Origin of the sequence: Paractinoplanes durhamensis (assembly GCF_016862175.1) — a bacterium.
Taxonomy (GTDB): Bacteria; Actinomycetota; Actinomycetes; order Mycobacteriales; family Micromonosporaceae; genus Actinoplanes; species Actinoplanes durhamensis.
The window spans coordinates 23,556-40,688 of the sequence record NZ_BOML01000049.1 but is presented as its reverse complement, the minus strand read 5'-3'; the positions used below and the strand labels follow the sequence as shown (position 1 = coordinate 40,688).

Below are 17,133 nucleotides of genomic sequence, written 5' to 3'. Positions count from 1 at the left end.
CCGCGAAGCCCTTGCCCATCTCGCCGGCCCGGGCCGCCTCGATGGTGGCGTTCAGGGCGAGCAGGTTGGTCTGCTCGGCGATCGAGGTGATGAGCTTGATGACGTTGCCGATCTCGGCCGAGGACTCGCCGAGCTGACGGATGACCTCGCCGGCCCGGGCGGCCTCGTTCACCGCGATCGCGGCGATCTGGGCGGACTCGCTGGTGTTGCGGGAGATCTCCCGGATGGCCAGGCCCATCTCCTCGGAGCCGGCCGCGACCGACTGGACGTTGCGGGAGATCTCGTCGGCCTCGGCGGCGGCCGACGCGGTCTGGGCGTTGGTGTTGCCGGCCGCCTCGGCGATGGTGCCGGCCACCGCGGACAGCTCGGAGGAGGCGCTGGCGAGCATGTCGGCGTCGGCGGCGATGGTGGTCATCGAGCCGCGCAGCTTGTCGAGGGTGCGGTCCAGGTTGGCGGCCATCGAGCCGAGCTCGTCGCCGCTGGTGATCTCGCTGCGGACGGTCAGGTCGCCGGCGGCGAGGGCGTCGATGACGACGCCGAGCCGGCGGACCGGCTTGAGGATCGAACGGACCAGCGGGATCGCCAGGCCGATCATCAGGAGCAGGCCGAGACCGGCCACGACCAGGGCGAGCGTACGGGTGAACGCGACCGCCGAGTCCATGTCCTTCTGCTCCTGCTCGGCGGCCGCGGTGGTGGCGTCGGTCAGGGCACCCAGCTCGTCGTCGGTGACGTGGTTGCGCTCGGCGATCTGCGCGATGTTCTTGACCGCGGTGGCACGGTTCGACTTGGCGGCGTTGGTGAAGTCGGTGATGAAGGCGCTGAAATCGACGAAGTCGGGGCGGATCTTGGTGAAGTTGGCCTGCAGGTCGGCGGAGAGGCCGGAGGCGGCGACCGCGTCGGCGGCCTCGACCGAGGACTGCACGTCGTCGACCACGTCCTGGGTGACGTCCTGGCCGAGCAGCGACCGGTAGGCGTCGACCTTGAGCTCACTCTGCCGGGTGTCCAGGTGGTGCAGGGCGGCGAGGCCCGCCTGCAGCCCGGTGATGGTCCGGCTCTGCGTGGCGATCTTGCTCTGGCCGTAGAGGTTGATGCCGGCCAGCGCGGCCAGGAGTACTGCCCCGATGCCCACGATCAGGCCCAGGCGCTTGGCGACACCGATGTCGTGCAGTCTCCGCATGTGACTCTGCCTCTGCTCAGGCCGCTGCTTCGCGGTCGTCGAATGCCACCACGATCGGTGGTGAGGCCCATCACCTGAGGGCGGCAACCGCAAAGCAACAAAACATGATCAGCGGCGGGACATCGCCTTGTCCTCGTCCATCGCGACGTCGGCGATCCTGGTGAGTTCGTCGAGTCTGCGGGAGCATCGGCTCCCGCCCGGCCCATCTGAGCGATTACCAGCTGCCGAGGACCTCGTCGACGGTGCTTTCGGTCACCGGCGCCGGGGTCGGCGGCGGGGTGCGGCCGAACCGGGGCGCCGGGGCCGGCTGGACGATCCCGCCGACCTCGACGAACGCGTTCCGGGCCCGGTTGTGCGGGTGGTCCGGCGCCTCGGCGGGGGAGAGGACCGGCGCCACGCAGGCGTCGCTGCCGGCGAACACCGCGGCCCAGTCGTCGCGGGTCCGCGAGCCGATCACCTCGGCGAAGCGTTGGCGCAGCACCGGCCAGCCGTCCCGGTCGTGCTGGGACGGGAGGTCCTCGGTGTCGAGGCCGAGGCCGGTGAGCAGGGCGGCGTAGAACGGCGGTTCGAGGGCGCCGACGGCCAGGAAACCCCCGTCGGACGTCCGGTAGGTGTCGTAGAACGGGGAACCGCCGTCGAGCATGTTCTCGCCGCGCGGGAACGGCCACAGCCCGGCCGCGTTCATGCCGTGGATGAACGTCATGAGCAGCGCCGACCCGTCGACCATGGCGGCGTCGACGACCTGGCCACGGCCGGAGCGTTCCCGTTCGAGCAGGGCGGCGAGGATGCCGACGGTCATCAGCATGCCACCGCCGGCGAAGTCGCCGATCAGGTTGAGCGGGGCGTGCGGCGGCGCACCGGCGCGCCCGATCGGTTCGAGGGCGCCGGCGATCGCGATGTAGTCGATGTCGTGGCCGGCGCGCGCGGCGAGTGGCCCGTCCTGGCCCCAGCCCGTCATCCGGGCGTACACCAGCCTGGGGTTGATCTTCTCGGTGTCCTGCGGGCCGAAACCGAGGCGTTCGGCGACGCCGGGGCGGTAGCCCTCGACCAGGACATCGGCGCGCTCGATCAGGCGTCGCAGATCAGTGACGCCGGCTTCGGTCTTCAGGTCGAGGACCAGGGAGCGGCGGCCGCGCTGCAACGGGCCCGGCGGCGGGGCGATGCCCTGGCCACCGGGACGGTCGATGAGGATCACGTCGGCGCCGAGGTCGGCGAGGATCATGCAGCCGAAGGGGGCGGGGGCGAGCCCGGCGAGCTCGACGACCCGGATCCCGGCCAGCGGGCCGCTCATGCGGGCACGAACCGGTCGCCGTAGCGCTTGGCCAGCTCCAGAGCGCGTCCGCGGAAGTCGGCGTGCTGAGCCGCGAACCGCAGCACCCCGCCGGTCCAGGCCGGGTAGCCGATGCCGAGGATCGAGCCGACGTTGCCGTCCTCCTCGGTGCGCAGCACGCCTTCGGCGAGACAGCGCCGCGCGTCCAGGGCCTCGGCGAACAGGAACCGGTCGCGAAGATCATCGAACGGAACGGCGCGGCCTTCGTCGGTGGCGAGCTGGGCGAGGCCGTCCCAGAGGCCGTCGCGCTTGCCTTCTTGGGTGTACGCGTAGAAGCCGCGACCGCCCGCACGCCCGGGGCGGTCATGCTCGTCGACCAGCCGATCGACCAGGTCGTGCGAGGGCAGCCGTTCGAAGCCATCGCCGGCCGCCGCCTCGAACTGCCGCCGGATCCGCTGGACGAGCAGGAGGCTGACCTCGTCGGCGAGGGCGAGCGGCCCGGTCGGATAGCCGGCCTGCAGCGCGGCCTGCTCGATCGACGGGGCCGGCACCCCCTCGGCGACCATGCCGATCGCCTCGTCGATGAACCGGCCGATGACCCGGCTGGTGAAGAAGCCCCGGCCGTCGTTGACCACGATCGGCGTCTTGCCGATCCGCCGGCCGAGGTCGAAGGCGCGGGCCACCGCCTCGTCCCGGGTCTTCTCGCCGACCACGATCTCCAGCAGCGGCATCTTGCCGACCGGGGAGAAGAAGTGCATGCCGATGAAGTCGGCGGGCCGGCCGACGGTGCCGGCCAGGCCGGTGATCGGCAGGGTGGAGGTGTTGGAGGCGAGCAGCGCGCCGGGCGCGAGGACCGGTTCGACCTCGGCGAACACCTGTGCCTTCAGCGCCGGGTCCTCGAAGACGGCCTCGATCACGACGTCGCAGCCGCGCAGGTCGTCGACGTCGGCGGTGGTGACGATGCCGGGGCCGGCCGCGCGGGCGGCGAGCTCGGGCGTCACGTCCTTGACGACCACCGGCAGGCCGGCCCGGGCGCACGCCTGGGCGATGCCGGCGCCCATCATGCCGGCGCCGAGCACCGCCACCTTGGTGGCCGGCAGGACCTCGACCCGCGGGCGGGCCAGGCCGCCGTTGACGGCGCGCAGGTCGAAGAAGAGCGCGCCCATCATGTTCTTGGCGATCTGCCCGGTGAGCAGCTTGACCAGGCCGCGGGTCTCGATCAGCTGGGCGGTCTCGAAGTCGACCTGGGCGCCCTCCACCGCGGTCGCCAGGATCGCCTCCGGGGCCGGCATCCGGTTGCCCTTGAGCTGCTTGCGCAGGGTGGCCGGGAAGGCGGGCAGCTGCGCGGCGAGTTTCGGGCTGGACGGGGTGCCGCCGGGCATCCGGTAGCCGGGGCGGTCCCACGGCTGGGCGGCGTCCGGGTGCGTGATGATCCACTCCCGGGCCAGGGTGATCAGTTCGGCCTCGGTGGCGGCGACCTGGTCGACCAGGCCGTTCTCCTGCGCGTCGGCCGGCTTCCAGCGCCGGCCGGTGAGCAGCCAGGTCATCAGGGCCGGGGCGATGCCGAGCATCCGGACCGTACGGGTGACGCCGCCCGCGCCGGGCAGCAGGCCGAGGGTGACCTCGGGGAAGCCGAGCCGGGTGCCCTTGGCGTCGAGGGCGATCCGGTGGTGGCAGGCGAGCGCGACCTCCAGGCCGCCGCCGAGCGCCGCGCCGTTGATCGCGGCCACCACCGGCCGGCCGTAGGTTTCGAGGCGCCGGAAGTCCCGCTTGATCGTGCCGAGCAGCTCGAACAGCGCCGGCACGTCCGCCTCGGTCACCCGGCTCATCATCGGCAGGTCGCCGCCGGCGAAGAACGTCGTCTTCGCGCTGGTCACGATCACGCCGGTGACATCCTCGCGCTCGGCCTCGAGGCGGTCCACCGCGGCGGTCATCGCGGCCGCGTAGGCGAGGTTCATCGTGTTCGCGGACTGGTCCGGGTCGTCGATGGTGAGGGTGACGATCCCGTCCGTCGCGCGCTCGTAGCGGATCATGAGAGCCTCTCGATCACGGTGGCGACGCCCATGCCGCCGCCGATGCACAGGGTGACCACGGCGCGGCGCTGGTCGCGGCGTTCCAGCTCGTCGAGGGCGGTGCCGAGCAGCATCGCGCCGGTCGCGCCGAGCGGGTGGCCGAGGGCGATCGCGCCGCCGTTGACGTTGACCTTCTCCGGGTCGAGGCCGAGGTCGCGCTGGTATTTGAGGACGACGGCGGCGAAGGCCTCGTTGATCTCGAAGAGGTCGATGTCTTTGGTGGTGAGGCCGGCGATCGCCAGTGCCTTCTCGGTCGCCGGGATCGGGCCGGTCAGCATGATCGTCGGGTCGGCGCCGGTCACCGCCGTTGCGACAATTCGGGCACGCGGGGTCATTTTCTCGCCCAGCCTCTCGCTGCCGATCGCGACCAACGCCGCACCGTCCACGATTCCGGACGAATTGCCGGCGTGGTGGACGTGGTTGATCCTCTCGACCCAGTGGTATTTTTGCAGCGCCACCGCGTCGAAGCCGGCCGCCGCGCCGATCGCGCCGAAGGCCGGCTTGAGCCGGGCCAGACCCTCGCGGGTGGTATCCGGCCGGGGGTGCTCGTCGGCGGCCAGGATCGTCCGGCCGTTCGGGTCGCGGACGGGCACGATCGAGCGGCCGAACAGACCCCCGGCGATGGCCTTGGCCGCCCGCTCCTGCGACTGCAGCGCGTAGCCGTCGACGTCGTCGCGGCTGAAGCCCTCGATGGTGGCGATCAGGTCGGCGCTGATGCCCTGCGGCACGAAGCCGGTCGCCAGGGCGGTCTCCGGGTCGAGGAACCAGGCGCCGCCGTCCGAGCCCATCGGGTTGCGCGACATCGACTCGACGCCGCCGGCCAGGATCAGGTGCTCCCAGCCGGAGCGGATGCGGGCGGCGGCCTGGTTGACCGCCTCCAGGCCGGAGCCGCAGAAGCGGTTGAGCTGCACGCCGGCGGTGGTCTCCGGGAGGCCGGCCAGCAGTGCGGCGGCGCGGGGGAGGTCACCGCCCTGCTCGCCGACCGGGGTCACGATGCCGAGAACCAGGTCGTCGATCGCTGCCGGATCGAGGCCGGGATTCCGGTCGCGCAGGGCGTCGATCAGGCCCGCGACCAGGGTGATCGGCTTGGTGCCGTGGAGCGCGCCGGTGTCCTTGCCCCGGCCGCGCGGGGTGCGGACCGTGTCGTACACAAAAGCGTCGTTGCTAGAGGACACGCGCGATCAGCTCCTTCATGATCTCGTTGGTGCCGCCGTAGATCTTCTGGACGCGCGCGTCGGCGTACATCTTCGCGATCGGGTATTCGGTGGTGTAGCCGTACCCGCCGAAGATCTGCAGGCACTTGTCGACCACCTCGCACTGGCCCTCGGTGAGCCACAGCTTGGCCATCGCCGCGGTCGGCACGTCCAGCTCACCGCGGGCGTGCCGGGTGATGCAGTCGTCCAGGAAGATCCGCGAGGCGCGGGTGCGGGTGGCGCAGTCGGCGAGGACCATCCGGGTGTTCTGGTGGGCGAACACGGTCTTGCCGAAGGCGGTGCGCTCCTTCGCGTACGCCACCGCGAGCTCGACCGCCCGCTGCATCGCGGAGACCGCGCCCACCCCGATGACCAGGCGCTCCTGCGGCAGCTGCTGCATCATCTGGAAGAAGCCGCCGCCCTCGCTGCCGAGCAGGTTGGCCGCCGGCACCCGGAAGTCGTCGAAGAACAGCTCGGCGGTGTCGTTGGCGTGCAGCCCGATCTTGTCGAGGAGCCGCCCCCGGCGGAACCCCTCTTTTTCCGCGGAAACCTCGGCCACGACGAGGCTGATGCCGGCGGCGCCCTGGCTGGTGTCGGTCTTGACGGCCAGGATGACCAGGTCGGCGAGGCCGCCGTTGGTGATGAACGTCTTCGACCCGGTGACGATGTAGTCGTCGCCGTCGCGGACCGCCTTCGTGCGGATGGCCTGCAGGTCGGAGCCGCCGCCGGGCTCGGTCATCGCGATCGCGCCGACCAGCTCGCCGCTGCACAGGCCGGGCAGCCAGCGCCGCTTCTGCTCGTCGGTGCCGTAGTGCACCAGGTAGCCGGTGACGATGCCGGAGTGCACGGCCAGGCCGAGGCTGCCCTCGCCGACCTGCTGCTGCTCGTGCAGCATCACCGCCTCGTGGGTGAAGTCGCCGCCACCGCCGCCGAACTCCTCCGGGACCGACAGGCCGAGCAGGCCGAGCTCACCGGCCTTGAGGTAGTGCTCGCGATCGGGGTGACCCTGCCGCTCCAGGCGTTCGGCGTGCGGCAGCACCTCCTTCGCGAAGAAGTTCCGCGCGAGCTCGGCGAGGTCGTCGTGCTCCGGCTTGTGCCACGACGGGATATAGCCGTCCAGTCCGGGAGTTGGCATGCCTCACTCTTACGGCTTGTTGGCAGTGTGTCAACAAGCCGCGTGCCGTAAGGTCCACTTCGTGAGTGTCGACGTGGGCCAGCGCCGCCGGCTGGAGCCGGACGCCCGGCGCGAGCAGATCCTGCTGGTCGCGGTCCGCCTGTTCGGCGAACGCGGCTACGCCGACGTCTCGACCGGCGACGTGGCGCGCGGTGCGGGCGTCGCCCGCGGCTTGGTCAACCACTATTTCGGTACGAAGAAAGAGCTGTACCTGGACGTCATCCGGGTGATGCTGACCGTGCCCGACTCGGCCCTCACGCTGCTGCCGCCGGCCGACCTGACCACCCGCGCCGACGCCATCGCCACCTGGTTCCTCGACGTGGTGTCCCGGCACTCGACGTCCTGGCTCGGCGCGATCACCGCGGGCGGGATGGCCGGCGACGACGACGTGGACCGGGTCATCAGCGAGGCCGTCGACATCGCCGCCGACCGGGTGCTCACCGCCGTCGGCCTGCCGGTGCGCAGCCGCGCCCTGCACGCGATGGCCCGCTCCTATGTCGGTCTTGCGACATCGACCGCCCGGGAATGGCTGCAGCGCGGCGACCTCACCCGCGCCCAGGTGCACAAACTCCTCACCGCCACGCTGCTGACCATGGTGGACCAGGTGTTCCCCGACGCGTGACCGTCCGGGTGACGGTGCTCGCCCGCAAGGCTCGACACGATGGGTATCTGCGCACCCCCATCAGGCCACCTCAGAGGTGGCCGAGTAGACGCCACGCCTGGAGCCGGGCGACATGCGCAACTGGAGCGAAGACACGTTCACGCTCGACACCGACGACGACAAAGAGGTCGAGCGCCTCAACGACATCCGGCAGGCCAACCAGCTCGACCGGCCGCTCGGCGCCCCGGTCCGCACGGCCGGATCGCGCCTGATCGTCCCGGTGACCGCGCCCGGCGTCGACGCCCAGTAGGTCCTCGACGTGCGCTGGTGGCGGCGGGCTTGTTCGCCGAGGCCGACCGGGACCTGGCCGCATCCGTGGCCATCGCCGCGTCGTTGGGCCAGGAGCACACCCGGGCCGAAGCACTACCGGGAAGAGCGGAGGCGGCCCTGCTCGCGGGCCGTCCCCCGGCGGCGGGAGAGTGGCAGCCGCCGCGCGGGGGGTCTTCACGCGCCGCGGAAACCGGCGTCGGGCCGCCCTGGCCGACCTACTGGCGGTACGGGCAGCGCTCGACATCCGGCCGCCCGCAAACCCCCAACCCTCAACCTCGACTCCACCCTCAAGCTGGCCTCTGACCAGCGCAGATGCACCGGATTCGGCGATCGCTGCAGCGACGCGGGGGTCCCCACCCTCAACCTCGACCTCACCTTTAGACCCAGCCTTAACGGCGGCGACCCGGCCACACGTCGATGCCCTAAAGGTTAGTGACCCTAACGTTCGCCCGCCGAACGTTAATGGCCCGAACGTTGGGGCGACGAGCGTTGGGCGGCCCGAACGTTGGTGGGCCGAACGTTAGGGCTACGAGCGTTGGCGGGCCGAACGTTGGGGCGACGAACGTTGCCTCGCGGGAGCTCGCGGCCGGGATGGCGGCGCTGCACCGGTACCGCGGGCGGTTCGGATGCCTCGATCTGCAGACCGGGGCGTCGGCCCTCGGGCGTGACCTCGCCCGGGCCGGGCTGGCCGGGGCGGTGGCCGACGGCCGGCCTGGGGTGGTCTTCCGATGGTCGGAGCGGGTGCGGATGTGCTGGCCCGGTCGGGGTCGTGGGCGCGGGGGCCGTCCCAGCATCTTGGATGTTGGGGCCTCGGCAGCGGGTGGAGGCCCCGATTTCCAGGAAGTTCGGCCGGGCGGTCTGCCTTGCGGGCCGGGCGGTCTGCCTTGCGGGCCGAGCGGTCCGCCTTGCGGGCGCGGGTGGGTGCCTTGCGGGCTGGGTGCCTTGCGGGCTGGGCTGGCTGGGCCGCGATCGCGGGAGCTCTCTAGGCGTTTTCGAAGGCTCGGCTGATGTGCGTCTCGATCTGGCGGCGGGCGTCGGCGCCGACGTCCGTCAGCTCCAGGCCCAGCTCGATCTCCTCGCCCAGCTCGCGGCGGCGGGCCACCCGGCCGGTCATGCTGACCGCGACGCCGTTCAGCTCGGTCTGCACCTGGACCGTGTCGCCCACCGACAGCGGCGTGCGGGCCGGGACCGCGCAACCCAGGCCGCCCGAGCTCAGGTCGGTCAGGCGGCCGGCGACCGGCTCCGGCCGGGACGGCACCCGCAACCGCACGCCGCCCGAGGCGGTCAGGCGGTCGGCGCTGCGGCGTTCCAGGCGTTCGGCCACCTCGGACAGGTCCTGGATCTGGATCATGGTGGCGTCGACCGTCGTGTTCAGGCGTTCGACGATCTGGTGCTGGTCGTCGGCGATGCCGTCGAGCAGGCCCATCGCCTGTTCGATCTCGTCCACGTCCTGGACGATCGCGGTCAGCGTGCCGCCCATCTGGAGGACGTCGGCCTCCAGGGTGGCGATCGTCGCGGCGATCTTGTCGGTGGAGTCGGCGGTCGTGTTGGCCAGGTTCTTCACCTCGGCGGCTACCACCGCGAAGCCCTTGCCGGCGGTGCCGGCCCGGGCCGCCTCGATGGTGGCGTTCAGGGCGAGCATCCGGGTCTGCGACGCGATCTCGCTGATCACGCTGGCGATGCCGGCGACCTGGTGGAGGCTGTCGTTGAGGGCGGTGGCCGCTTCGTCGGCGCTGCGCGCCCGGCGCACCATGGTGGCGGCGGCCGCGCTGGTCACCGACACCCGCTCGTGGGTGGCGTTGGCCGCCTGGCGGGCCGCGCCGACCTGCTCGACGACGTCGCGGAGGCGTTCGCCGATGACGTAGCCGGTGTCGTCGATGGCTTCCTTGGCGCGGCGGCGCAGCCGGCCGTTGACCTGGCGCTGCTCCTGCTCGGCCTCGCGGATCTGGTCCTCGCGGTCGGCGCGCATCTGCTCCACCTCGGCCTGCCGCTCGTGCAGCATGGCGCCGAGGTCGCTCAGCCGCTCGTGCAGGTTGCTGAGGGTGAGGGCGCCGGCGGCGGGTGACACGGGGGCCAGCTCGGCGATCCCGGTCTCGAAGGCCCGCAGGTCACGTCCGCGCTGACGGCGGGAACCGGCGAGATACGCGCCGGCCGCCACCAGCACGGTGAGAGACGCCCATAGCCAGATCAGGGGTGACATGGACGCTCCGTTCCGGGGGGACGACTACGGCGTATTCATCGGTTCCCCGGCAGGCTGCTTTAGAGGTCGAGGGGCTGCCTCGGAAGCGAGGAGAGCCAGCCGGTCGGCGCTGCTGGTGCCCGGTTCGGCGTGGTAGACGACGAGCATCTGGCCGCCGGTACCGCCGATGGCGAGCTTCTCCCGGCGCAGCGTGAGCTCGCCGGCCGACGGATGGTCGAGCCGGGTCGGCCGGCCCTCCCTGCTCTGCACGTCGTGCCGCGCCCACAACTGCCGGAACTGCACGCTGGCCAGCGACAGCTCGCCGACCAGCTGGACGAACCGGGGGTCGTCGGTGTCGGTGCCGACGGATTCGCGGAAGCCGGCCACCAGGGTGGCGGTGTCGCGGTCCCAGTCGGGGTAGAGGGCCTGTTCCTGCGGGTCGAGGAAGACCGACCGCATCCGGTTGCGGCCGGGCTGCAGGTGGGGTGACAGCGCGGTGGCGAGCGGGTTGGCGGCGAGCACGTCGAAGTAGCGGCCCTCGACGAACGCGGGCAGGCCGAGCACGTCGAGCATCTGCCGGATGCCGGTCGGCACGGTCTCCTTGCGGGGGCGGCGGGCCCGGCGGGGTTTGGGGGCGGCCAGGCCGAACAGGTATGCGGTGGCGTCGTCGTCGAGCTGCAGCACCCGGGCGATGGATTCCAGCACCGGCAGCGACGGGTTGCGGTCGCGGCCCTGCTCGAGCCGCAGGTAGTAGTCGCCGCTGATGCCGGCGAGCATGGCCACCTCCTCGCGGCGCAGCCCGGCCACCCGGCGGACGCCGGTGACCCGGACGCCGGCGTCGGCCGGCTGCACCAGGGCACGGCGGGCGCGCAGGAAGTCGCCGATCGCGTTGTCGCTCATGCCGCCACGGTAGTGCCGCCGGTGCGGACGCATCCTGGTCCTGTCACCCCCAGGATCGGCGGAGTACTGCCTGGCCGCCGGCAAGAAGCAGAGGCTGGGTGCATGACCGAGAAGAACATGAGCACGGTGAATCGGATGGGCTACGGCGCGATGCAGCTGGCCGGCCCGGGGGTGTTCGGCCCGCCGAAGGACCGCGACGAGGCGATCGCGGTGCTGCGGACCGCGGTCGAGCTGGGCGTCGACCACATCGACACGGCCGACTTCTACGGGCCGCACGTCACCAACCAGGTGATCCGGGCCGCGCTCACGCCGTACCCGCAAGATCTCTTGATCGTCACGAAGGTGGGTGCGCTGCGTGATGAGACCGGCGCCTGGCTGCACGCGCGGGAGCCGGAGCAGCTCACCGCGCAGGTGCATGACAATCTGCGCAACCTGGGCGTGGACGCGCTCGACGTGGTGAACCTGCGGGTCGGCGGCGGCAGCGACGGGCACACGCCGGTGCCGGGGTCGATCGCCGACAAGTTCGGGGCGCTCGCCGAGCTGCGCGAGCAGGGCCTGATCCGGCATCTGGGGCTCAGCGTGGTCAGTGCGGAGCAGGTCGCCGAGGCGCAGGCGATCGCGCCGGTCGTCACCGTGCAGAACTGGTACAACATCGCGCACCGTGGTGACGAGCAGCTGATCGCCACGCTGAGCGAGCAGGGCATCAGCTACGTCCCGTTCTGGCCGCTGGGCGGTTTCAGCCCGCTGCAGTCGGCGACCCTGGACGCGGTGGCGGCGAAGCTGGACGCGACCCCGAAGCAGGTGGCCCTGGCCTGGCTGCTGCAGCGGTCGCCGAACATCCTGCTCATCCCGGGCACGTCGAGCGTCGCCCACCTGCGGGAGAACATGGCCGCCGCCGACCTGGAGCTGCCGGCCGCGGTGGTCGAGGAGCTGGATGCGGTACAGGCATGACCCACCGGGTCGGTTAGCCGCGGTTACGGTCCGGGTATGACGCCACGACCCACCGCCGATCCGAGCATCGGCGACCGTATCCACGCGCGGCGGATGCTGCGCGGCTGGAGCATCCGGCACGCCGCCGGCCGCGCCGGCATCTCCCACGCCACCTGGAGCCGCATCGAACGCGGGCGGCAGGCGGCCGACAACCGGTTCATGCTGGCCGACATCTCGGCCGCCCTCGAATGTGCTCCGGCCGAGCTGGCCGGCGCCCCGGTGCCGGCCACCGACCGGGCGGTGGTGGCCGCGCACGCCGCCGTCAACGGCGTCCGGCAGGCTCTGGTCGACATCGATCTGGCCGAGCCGCCGTCGGTCCCGGCCCGGCCGGTCGCCGAGCTGGCCCGCACCCTGGCACTCGTCGACGATCTGCGGCAGGCGTGCGACTACGCGGGTGCGGCCGGCCTGACCGCGGACCTGTTGCGCGCCCTGCACGCGGCGGCCGCCGGCCGGGACCGGGCCGAGGCGCTGCGGATGCTGGTCAGCGCCACCTTCATCGCCTCCTCGGTGCTGCGCAACCTCGGCCACCCCGCGGAGGCCTGGCTGGGCGCGGAACGCTGCCGCGACGCCGCCGAAGCAACCGAAGATCAAGTTCTTGCCGGGTACGCGGCGTACGCGCGCGCCGGTGCCGCGAATTCCTGCGGATCGTACGAACGTGGCCTGGCCATCGCCTCCCGCGCGGTCGACGAGCTGGGCGGCCACCGCGACGGCGCCGAGGTGCTCGGCAGCCTCCACCTGATCTGCGCCTTCGACAGCCGGGCCCGCGACGACAGCCGCGCCTGGACCGCCGAGGCCGCGCGCCTGGCCGAACGCACCGGCGAGACCACCACCCTGGGCCTGTGGTTCGGCCCGACCAACGTCGGCATCTGGCAGGTCGGCATCGAGGTGGACGGCGACGACCCCGGGCACGCCGCCGAGGTCGCCCGGGCCACCGATCCGGCCGCCATCCCGGCCGGATTCCGGCAGGTCTTCTACTACGCCGACACCGCCCGCGCGCTGGCCCGGCTGCGCAAGGACCGGGAGGCGATCCGCTACCTGCTCATCGCCGAACGGATCGCACCCCAGCACGTGCACACCTCGGCGGTCGTCCAGGAAACCACCCGCGCCCTGCTGGAACGAGCCCGGCGGCAGACCGGCGGATCCGAGCTGCGCGGGTTGTGCGAGCGGATGCAGGTGGCTTGAGGCGACATGCCAGGATGCGGGGATGCTGCTGACCGCGCTGCTCGACCCCGCCGATCTCGACGACGCCCTGGTCACCCCGGAGGGCCGGTTCGCCCGGCACGACCTGCTCGGCTGGGCCGCGTCGATCGCGGCGGACATCGCGGGCGCGCCGATCGTGGCGGTGCACGCGACGCCGGGGGCGCCGACGATCGCGGCGATCACGGGAGCGCTGCTGGCCGGGGTGCCGGTGGTGCCGATCCCGCCGGACGCCGGGGTGCTCGAACGGGAGCACATCCTCCGCGACTCGGGTGCCGCGCTGCTGCTCTCCGACGTGCCGGGCGAGGGTGTGCCGATCAGCCGGGCCGCGCGGGCGACCACTGTTCCGGCCGAGCCTGTTTCGGCGGCTCCCGCGCTCGTGCTCTACACCAGCGGGACCACCGGTAAGCCCAAGGGCGTGGTCGTCTCCCGGGCCGCGATCGCCGCCGGCCTCGACGCGCTCGCCGAGGCGTGGGAGTGGACGGCCGCCGACACGCTCGTGCACGGCCTGCCGCTCTACCACGTGCACGGGCTGGTCCTCGGGGCTCTCGGGCCGCTGCGGATCGGCGGGCGGCTCATCCACACCGGGCGGCCCACGCCCGAGGCGTACGCCCAGAGCAGCGGAACCATGTATTTCGGCGTGCCCACCGTCTGGTCCCGGATCGCCGGGCGGCCGGCGGCCGCGAAGGCGCTGGCGCCGGCCCGCCTGCTGGTGTCCGGCAGTGCCCCGCTCCCCGCCACGGTCTTCCGGAGCCTGGCCGAGCTGACCGGGCAGGCGCCGGTCGAGCGGTACGGCATGACCGAAACCCTGATCACGGTGAGCGCCCGCGCCACCGGCGACCGCCGCCCCGGCCAGGTCGGCCTGCCGCTGACCGGCATCGAGACCCGCCTGGTCGACGAGTCCGGCGCCGCGCTGCCGGCCGACGGCAGCACGATCGGCCAGTTGCAGGTGCGCGGCACGACGATGTTCGACGGCTACCTGCGCGGCGGCGCCGTCGACCCGGCCCCGCTGACCGACGGCTGGTACGCGACCGGCGACGTCGCCACCATCGGCCCGGACGGCTGGCACCGCATCGTCGGCCGAGCCTCCACCGACCTGATCAAGACGGGCGGCTACCGGGTCGGCGCGGGCGAGGTCGAGGACGCGTTGCTGCTGCACCCGGCCGTCCGCGAGGCCGCCGTGATCGGCATGCCCGACCCCGACCTGGGCGAGCGCATCACCGCGTTCGTCGTGCTTGACGGCCGTGCCGTCGCCGAATCCGACCTGATCGCCTTTGTCGCTGAGCGTCTCGCCGCGCACAAGCGCCCCCGCGCGGTGCGCCTGGTCGGCGAGTTGCCGCGCAACGCGATGGGCAAGGTCCAGAAGACCCGGCTGAAGGGCTAATCGCCGGTCAGGTCGCGGGGGAGGGTGAGGACCGCTACGCCGAGGGCGGTCACCGCCCAGACGATGAAGACCTCCAGGCCGAAACCGTCGCCCGCGGCCGCCTTCAGGAACGCCGAGATCGGCAGGTGCCACTCCAGCTTGCCGACCAGGCCCTCGACGATGACGAACCACGCCGCGAAGCCCATCAGCATCCACGACGCCCGGCGCACGATCGACGCGACCGCGGCCGCGAACACCGCCATCACCGGCACCACGATCAGGGTGTTGGTGAAGATCTGGCCGTTGCCGTCCTTGAGCCGCACGGTGATGCCGGTCAGAACGGCGAAGACCTCGGAGACGAGTACGGTCGTGATGACCTGGGCGAACAGCACGGTCAGGCGGTTCGGCCGGGCCAGGTAGAGCAACGCGATCGTGCGGTGCTGGTGGTGCTGGGCGATGGTGAGCGCCGCGATGCCGAACGCGCCGAGCGCGGCGAACAGCGCCCAGAAGTGCGCGTCGAGGATGCCGAACGCGGCGGCCAGGAAGCCGAACAGGGCGATCGACACCCAGCTCGACCGGATCGTCGCCATCCGGTACAGCTCGCTGCGGAGGAGAGTGGTCATCGGCCGGCCGCCAGTTCGAGGAAGAGGAGTTCGAGGTTGGGCACGTCGGCGGACAGCTCGTAGATCGGCACGCCGGCCGCGAAGGCCGCCTCGCCCGCGTCCTCGGCGGACAGCCCGTCGACCTCCAGGGCCGCGCCGTCGGTGCCGACCTTCCCGCCGGCCTCCTCGAAGACCCGCCACAGCACCTGCGGATCCCGGCCGCGCACCCGCAGCCGCCCGGCCGCCGAGCCGTAGAGATCGTCGAGCGGCCCGGAGTAGCGCAGCTTGCCGTGCGCGATGATCACCGCGTCGTCGATCAGTTGGGCCAGCTCGGCGAGCAGGTGGCTGGAGATCAGCACCGTGCCGCCGGCCTCGGCGTGCGCCCGCAGCAGGCCGCGCAGCCAGGCGATGCCCTCCGGGTCGAGGCCGTTGGCCGGCTCGTCGAGGATCAGCACCTCGGGTTCGCCGAGCAGGGCGGTGGCCACCGCGAGGCGCTGGCGCATGCCGAGCGAGTAGTCGCCGGTCCGCTGGTGCGCCGCGTCGGTCAGGCCGACCTGGTCGAGCAGCAGGTCGACCCGGTCCTTGCCGGTGCCGGCCAGCATCGCCTGCGCGACGAGGTGGGCGCGCCCGCTCTGCCCGGGGTGGCTGATGCCCTGCTCGAGCACCGCGCCGACCTTGCGCAGCGGGTTGCTCAGCTCGGTGAACGGCTTCCCGTCGATCAGCGCGGCGCCGGACGTCGGCCGGGTCAGGCCGAGCAGCATGCGCAGCGTGGTGGTCTTGCCGGAGCCGTTGAGGCCGAGGAATCCGGTGACCCGGCCGGCCTGCGCGGCGAAGGAGAGGCCGTCGACCGCGCGAACCTTGCGGTAGGCCTTCGTGAGCTCATCGGTCTCGATCATCGTCGGGCACTCTAGCGCTGCACCGCCAATAAGCCTTCGGGGAAGGTGCGGCGCCAGTTCACGTAGTCGTGGCCGCCGACGTATTCGGTGTAGTCGACCGGGTAGCCGTGGCCGCTGAGGGCCTCGTGCATCTGCCGGACGACGGTCAGTTGATCCGGTGCGCCGCCCGGCCCCGGTAACGTCTCGCGGATCCCGACGTCCAGGTAGAAGCGCACGTCGGCCGGGGGATGGCGGGGGATCTGCCGGATCAGCCAGCCCGGTTCACCGGCGGCCGGCTCCGGCCACCAGAAGCTGCCGGACTGGGCGATCACCGCGCCGAACTCCTCGTGCGCGTACGCGCCCACGTAGGCGGCGGCCAGCCCGCCCCGGGACACCCCGGCGATCACGTTCGCCCGCCGGTCGCGGCCCGCGCCCAGATTCCGCCGCGCCCACGGCATCAGCTCGTGGCGGATGAACTCGTGGATCGGCGGGGTCGGTTCCAGGTCGCGTTCGCGGGTCTTCTCGAAGCTGCTGACGAACAGGGCCACCGTCGGCGGGATCCGGCCGGCCGCGATCAGGTTGTCCAGGACGGTGGGGATGCGCATGACGTGCCGGGCCAGGAAGCCGTCGAAGACGACCAGGACGCCGAGGCCGTCGGCGCTCGTGCCGGCCGGGCGATAGACGGTGATCGGGCGCTGCCCGCCCAGGGCGGTGCCGGGCAGCACCACCTCGGTCAGGTCGCCGGCCGGGACGCCGGGGCGCGGCCCGGTCCACGGCTCGGGCGGTGCCTCCGGCAGCTCCAGCAGCGACACCCAGCAGTCCCGGTCGCCGGGGTCGTCCGGGTCGGCCGGGAAGTGCAGCCGGTGCGGGTTGGCCGCGTCGACGTGGGTCGGGCCGAACCCGGAGTCGTCGCCGGGGGACCGGTCGGCGTCGCCGTGCGCCAGGCAGTACGTGGTGCGCAACTGCGGCGGCAGGGGGCAGGACGCGTGCCACAGATCGGTGCCGGGCACCCGGTCGAGGGGCAGGTCGAAGCCCCACCACACCCGGGTGCTGACCGCTTCGCCCCGCCACAGGAAGGTGACGAGCGTCCGGCCGTCGCCGGCCGGCTCGATCAGCGGCGAGCCGGTGTCGGCCCAGAACTCCTCGATGGCTTTGTCGGATAAATCGGACAGAAGGCTGCTGAGACGTGGACTGTGCAAGGCGTCGGTTC

Annotated in this window: 15 protein-coding genes; 5 read left to right on the top strand and 10 right to left on the bottom strand. The window is 72.4% G+C overall.

Translation table 11 applies throughout. From position 1 onward, the window contains the following. The 5 genes from Adu01nite_RS30115 to Adu01nite_RS30095 all read right to left on the bottom strand — a co-directional run. A partial coding sequence (locus tag Adu01nite_RS30115; RefSeq protein WP_203731705.1) for a methyl-accepting chemotaxis protein occupies positions 1-1,177 on the bottom strand: 1,177 nt, incomplete at its 3' end. A 214-nt stretch (positions 1,178-1,391) separates the two neighbouring features. Beyond that, on the bottom strand, positions 1,392-2,468 hold the full coding sequence (locus Adu01nite_RS30110) for a CaiB/BaiF CoA transferase family protein (protein ID WP_203731703.1): 1,077 nt from the start codon (positions 2,466-2,468) through the stop codon (positions 1,392-1,394). Then, positions 2,465-4,480, bottom strand: coding sequence for a 3-hydroxyacyl-CoA dehydrogenase NAD-binding domain-containing protein (locus Adu01nite_RS30105; RefSeq protein WP_203731702.1), 2,016 nt, complete (start codon positions 4,478-4,480; stop codon positions 2,465-2,467). Before Adu01nite_RS30105 ends, Adu01nite_RS30110 begins: the two co-directional genes overlap by 4 nt. Next, on the bottom strand, positions 4,477-5,694 hold the full coding sequence (locus tag Adu01nite_RS30100) for an acetyl-CoA C-acetyltransferase (protein ID WP_203731700.1): 1,218 nt from the start codon (positions 5,692-5,694) through the stop codon (positions 4,477-4,479). The genes Adu01nite_RS30105 and Adu01nite_RS30100 overlap by 4 nt, the downstream gene beginning before the upstream one ends. Further along, positions 5,684-6,847, bottom strand: a complete 1,164-nt coding sequence (locus Adu01nite_RS30095) for an acyl-CoA dehydrogenase family protein (RefSeq protein ID WP_203731698.1) — start codon at positions 6,845-6,847, stop codon at positions 5,684-5,686. Before Adu01nite_RS30095 ends, Adu01nite_RS30100 begins: the two co-directional genes overlap by 11 nt. A 61-nt stretch (positions 6,848-6,908) precedes the next feature. Here Adu01nite_RS30095 and Adu01nite_RS30090 point away from each other — a divergent pair, with 61 nt between their 5' ends. Both Adu01nite_RS30090 and Adu01nite_RS30085 read left to right on the top strand, forming a co-directional pair. Continuing rightward, a complete protein-coding gene (locus Adu01nite_RS30090) occupies positions 6,909-7,508 on the top strand; it encodes a TetR/AcrR family transcriptional regulator (RefSeq protein WP_203731696.1) in 600 nt (199 codons plus the stop codon). A 112-nt stretch (positions 7,509-7,620) separates the two neighbouring features. Next, entirely contained in the window at positions 7,621-7,797 is a 177-nt protein-coding gene (locus tag Adu01nite_RS30085; RefSeq protein ID WP_203731694.1) for a hypothetical protein, read from the top strand. Between the two features lie 1,002 nt (positions 7,798-8,799). On the opposite strand, the gene Adu01nite_RS30080 is transcribed toward Adu01nite_RS30085, so the two are convergent. Together Adu01nite_RS30080 and Adu01nite_RS30075 are read right to left on the bottom strand one after the other, a co-directional pair. Next, entirely contained in the window at positions 8,800-10,017 is a 1,218-nt protein-coding gene (locus Adu01nite_RS30080; RefSeq protein ID WP_203731692.1) for a methyl-accepting chemotaxis protein, read from the bottom strand. Positions 10,018-10,041: 24 nt separating this feature from the next. Next, positions 10,042-10,896 carry a helix-turn-helix domain-containing protein gene (locus tag Adu01nite_RS30075; RefSeq protein WP_203731689.1) on the bottom strand — a complete coding sequence of 285 codons (855 nt, stop codon included), beginning with the start codon at positions 10,894-10,896 and terminating at the stop codon, positions 10,042-10,044. Positions 10,897-10,998: 102 nt separating this feature from the next. On the opposite strand from Adu01nite_RS30075, the gene Adu01nite_RS30070 reads away from it, so the two are divergent. The 3 genes from Adu01nite_RS30070 to Adu01nite_RS30060 are packed head-to-tail and all read left to right on the top strand — an operon-like array spanning position 10,999 to position 14,467. After that, positions 10,999-11,847, top strand: coding sequence for an oxidoreductase (locus tag Adu01nite_RS30070; RefSeq protein WP_203731688.1), 849 nt, complete (start codon positions 10,999-11,001; stop codon positions 11,845-11,847). A gap of 36 nt (positions 11,848-11,883) precedes the next feature. Continuing rightward, the gene (locus Adu01nite_RS30065; RefSeq protein WP_203731686.1) at positions 11,884-13,068 is read left to right on the top strand and encodes a helix-turn-helix domain-containing protein; all 1,185 of its coding nucleotides are present in this window, start codon (positions 11,884-11,886) and stop codon (positions 13,066-13,068) included. Positions 13,069-13,090: 22 nt separating this feature from the next. Further along, positions 13,091-14,467 (top strand): acyl-CoA synthetase, encoded by a 1,377-nt coding sequence (locus Adu01nite_RS30060; protein WP_203731684.1) that lies wholly within the window; start codon positions 13,091-13,093, stop codon positions 14,465-14,467. Here Adu01nite_RS30060 and Adu01nite_RS30055 read toward each other — a convergent pair. Genes Adu01nite_RS30055 through Adu01nite_RS30045 form a run of 3 tightly spaced genes read right to left on the bottom strand, consistent with a single transcriptional unit; the run spans position 14,464 to position 17,122 of the window. Then, positions 14,464-15,069 (bottom strand): hypothetical protein, encoded by a 606-nt coding sequence (locus Adu01nite_RS30055; protein WP_203731682.1) that lies wholly within the window; start codon positions 15,067-15,069, stop codon positions 14,464-14,466. The genes Adu01nite_RS30060 and Adu01nite_RS30055 overlap by 4 nt on opposite strands. Further along, positions 15,066-15,944: an ABC transporter ATP-binding protein gene (locus Adu01nite_RS30050; protein ID WP_203731680.1), complete on the bottom strand. Its 879-nt coding sequence runs from the start codon at positions 15,942-15,944 to the stop codon at positions 15,066-15,068. Before Adu01nite_RS30050 ends, Adu01nite_RS30055 begins: the two co-directional genes overlap by 4 nt. A gap of 11 nt (positions 15,945-15,955) precedes the next feature. Beyond that, positions 15,956-17,122, bottom strand: coding sequence for an alpha/beta hydrolase-fold protein (locus Adu01nite_RS30045; protein ID WP_203731678.1), 1,167 nt, complete (start codon positions 17,120-17,122; stop codon positions 15,956-15,958). Between the last annotated feature and the right edge of the window lie 11 nt (positions 17,123-17,133).

Excerpts from the sequence above, each read along its gene's own strand:
- Adu01nite_RS30080 (WP_203731692.1), bottom strand. The coding sequence starts at position 10,017 with ATGTCACCCCTGATCTGGCTATGGGCGTCTCTCACCGTGCTGGTGGCG.
- Adu01nite_RS30065 (WP_203731686.1), top strand. The coding sequence starts at position 11,884 with ATGACGCCACGACCCACCGCCGATCCGAGCATCGGCGACCGTATCCAC.
- Adu01nite_RS30050 (WP_203731680.1), bottom strand. The coding sequence starts at position 15,944 with ATGATCGAGACCGATGAGCTCACGAAGGCCTACCGCAAGGTTCGCGCG.
- Adu01nite_RS30110 (WP_203731703.1), bottom strand. The coding sequence starts at position 2,468 with ATGAGCGGCCCGCTGGCCGGGATCCGGGTCGTCGAGCTCGCCGGGCTC.
- Adu01nite_RS30060 (WP_203731684.1), top strand. The coding sequence starts at position 13,091 with ATGCTGCTGACCGCGCTGCTCGACCCCGCCGATCTCGACGACGCCCTG.
- Adu01nite_RS30055 (WP_203731682.1), bottom strand. The coding sequence starts at position 15,069 with ATGACCACTCTCCTCCGCAGCGAGCTGTACCGGATGGCGACGATCCGG.
- Adu01nite_RS30075 (WP_203731689.1), bottom strand. The coding sequence starts at position 10,896 with ATGAGCGACAACGCGATCGGCGACTTCCTGCGCGCCCGCCGTGCCCTG.
- Adu01nite_RS30085 (WP_203731694.1), top strand. The coding sequence starts at position 7,621 with ATGCGCAACTGGAGCGAAGACACGTTCACGCTCGACACCGACGACGAC.
- Adu01nite_RS30105 (WP_203731702.1), bottom strand. The coding sequence starts at position 4,480 with ATGATCCGCTACGAGCGCGCGACGGACGGGATCGTCACCCTCACCATC.
- Adu01nite_RS30070 (WP_203731688.1), top strand. The coding sequence starts at position 10,999 with ATGACCGAGAAGAACATGAGCACGGTGAATCGGATGGGCTACGGCGCG.
- Adu01nite_RS30095 (WP_203731698.1), bottom strand. The coding sequence starts at position 6,847 with ATGCCAACTCCCGGACTGGACGGCTATATCCCGTCGTGGCACAAGCCG.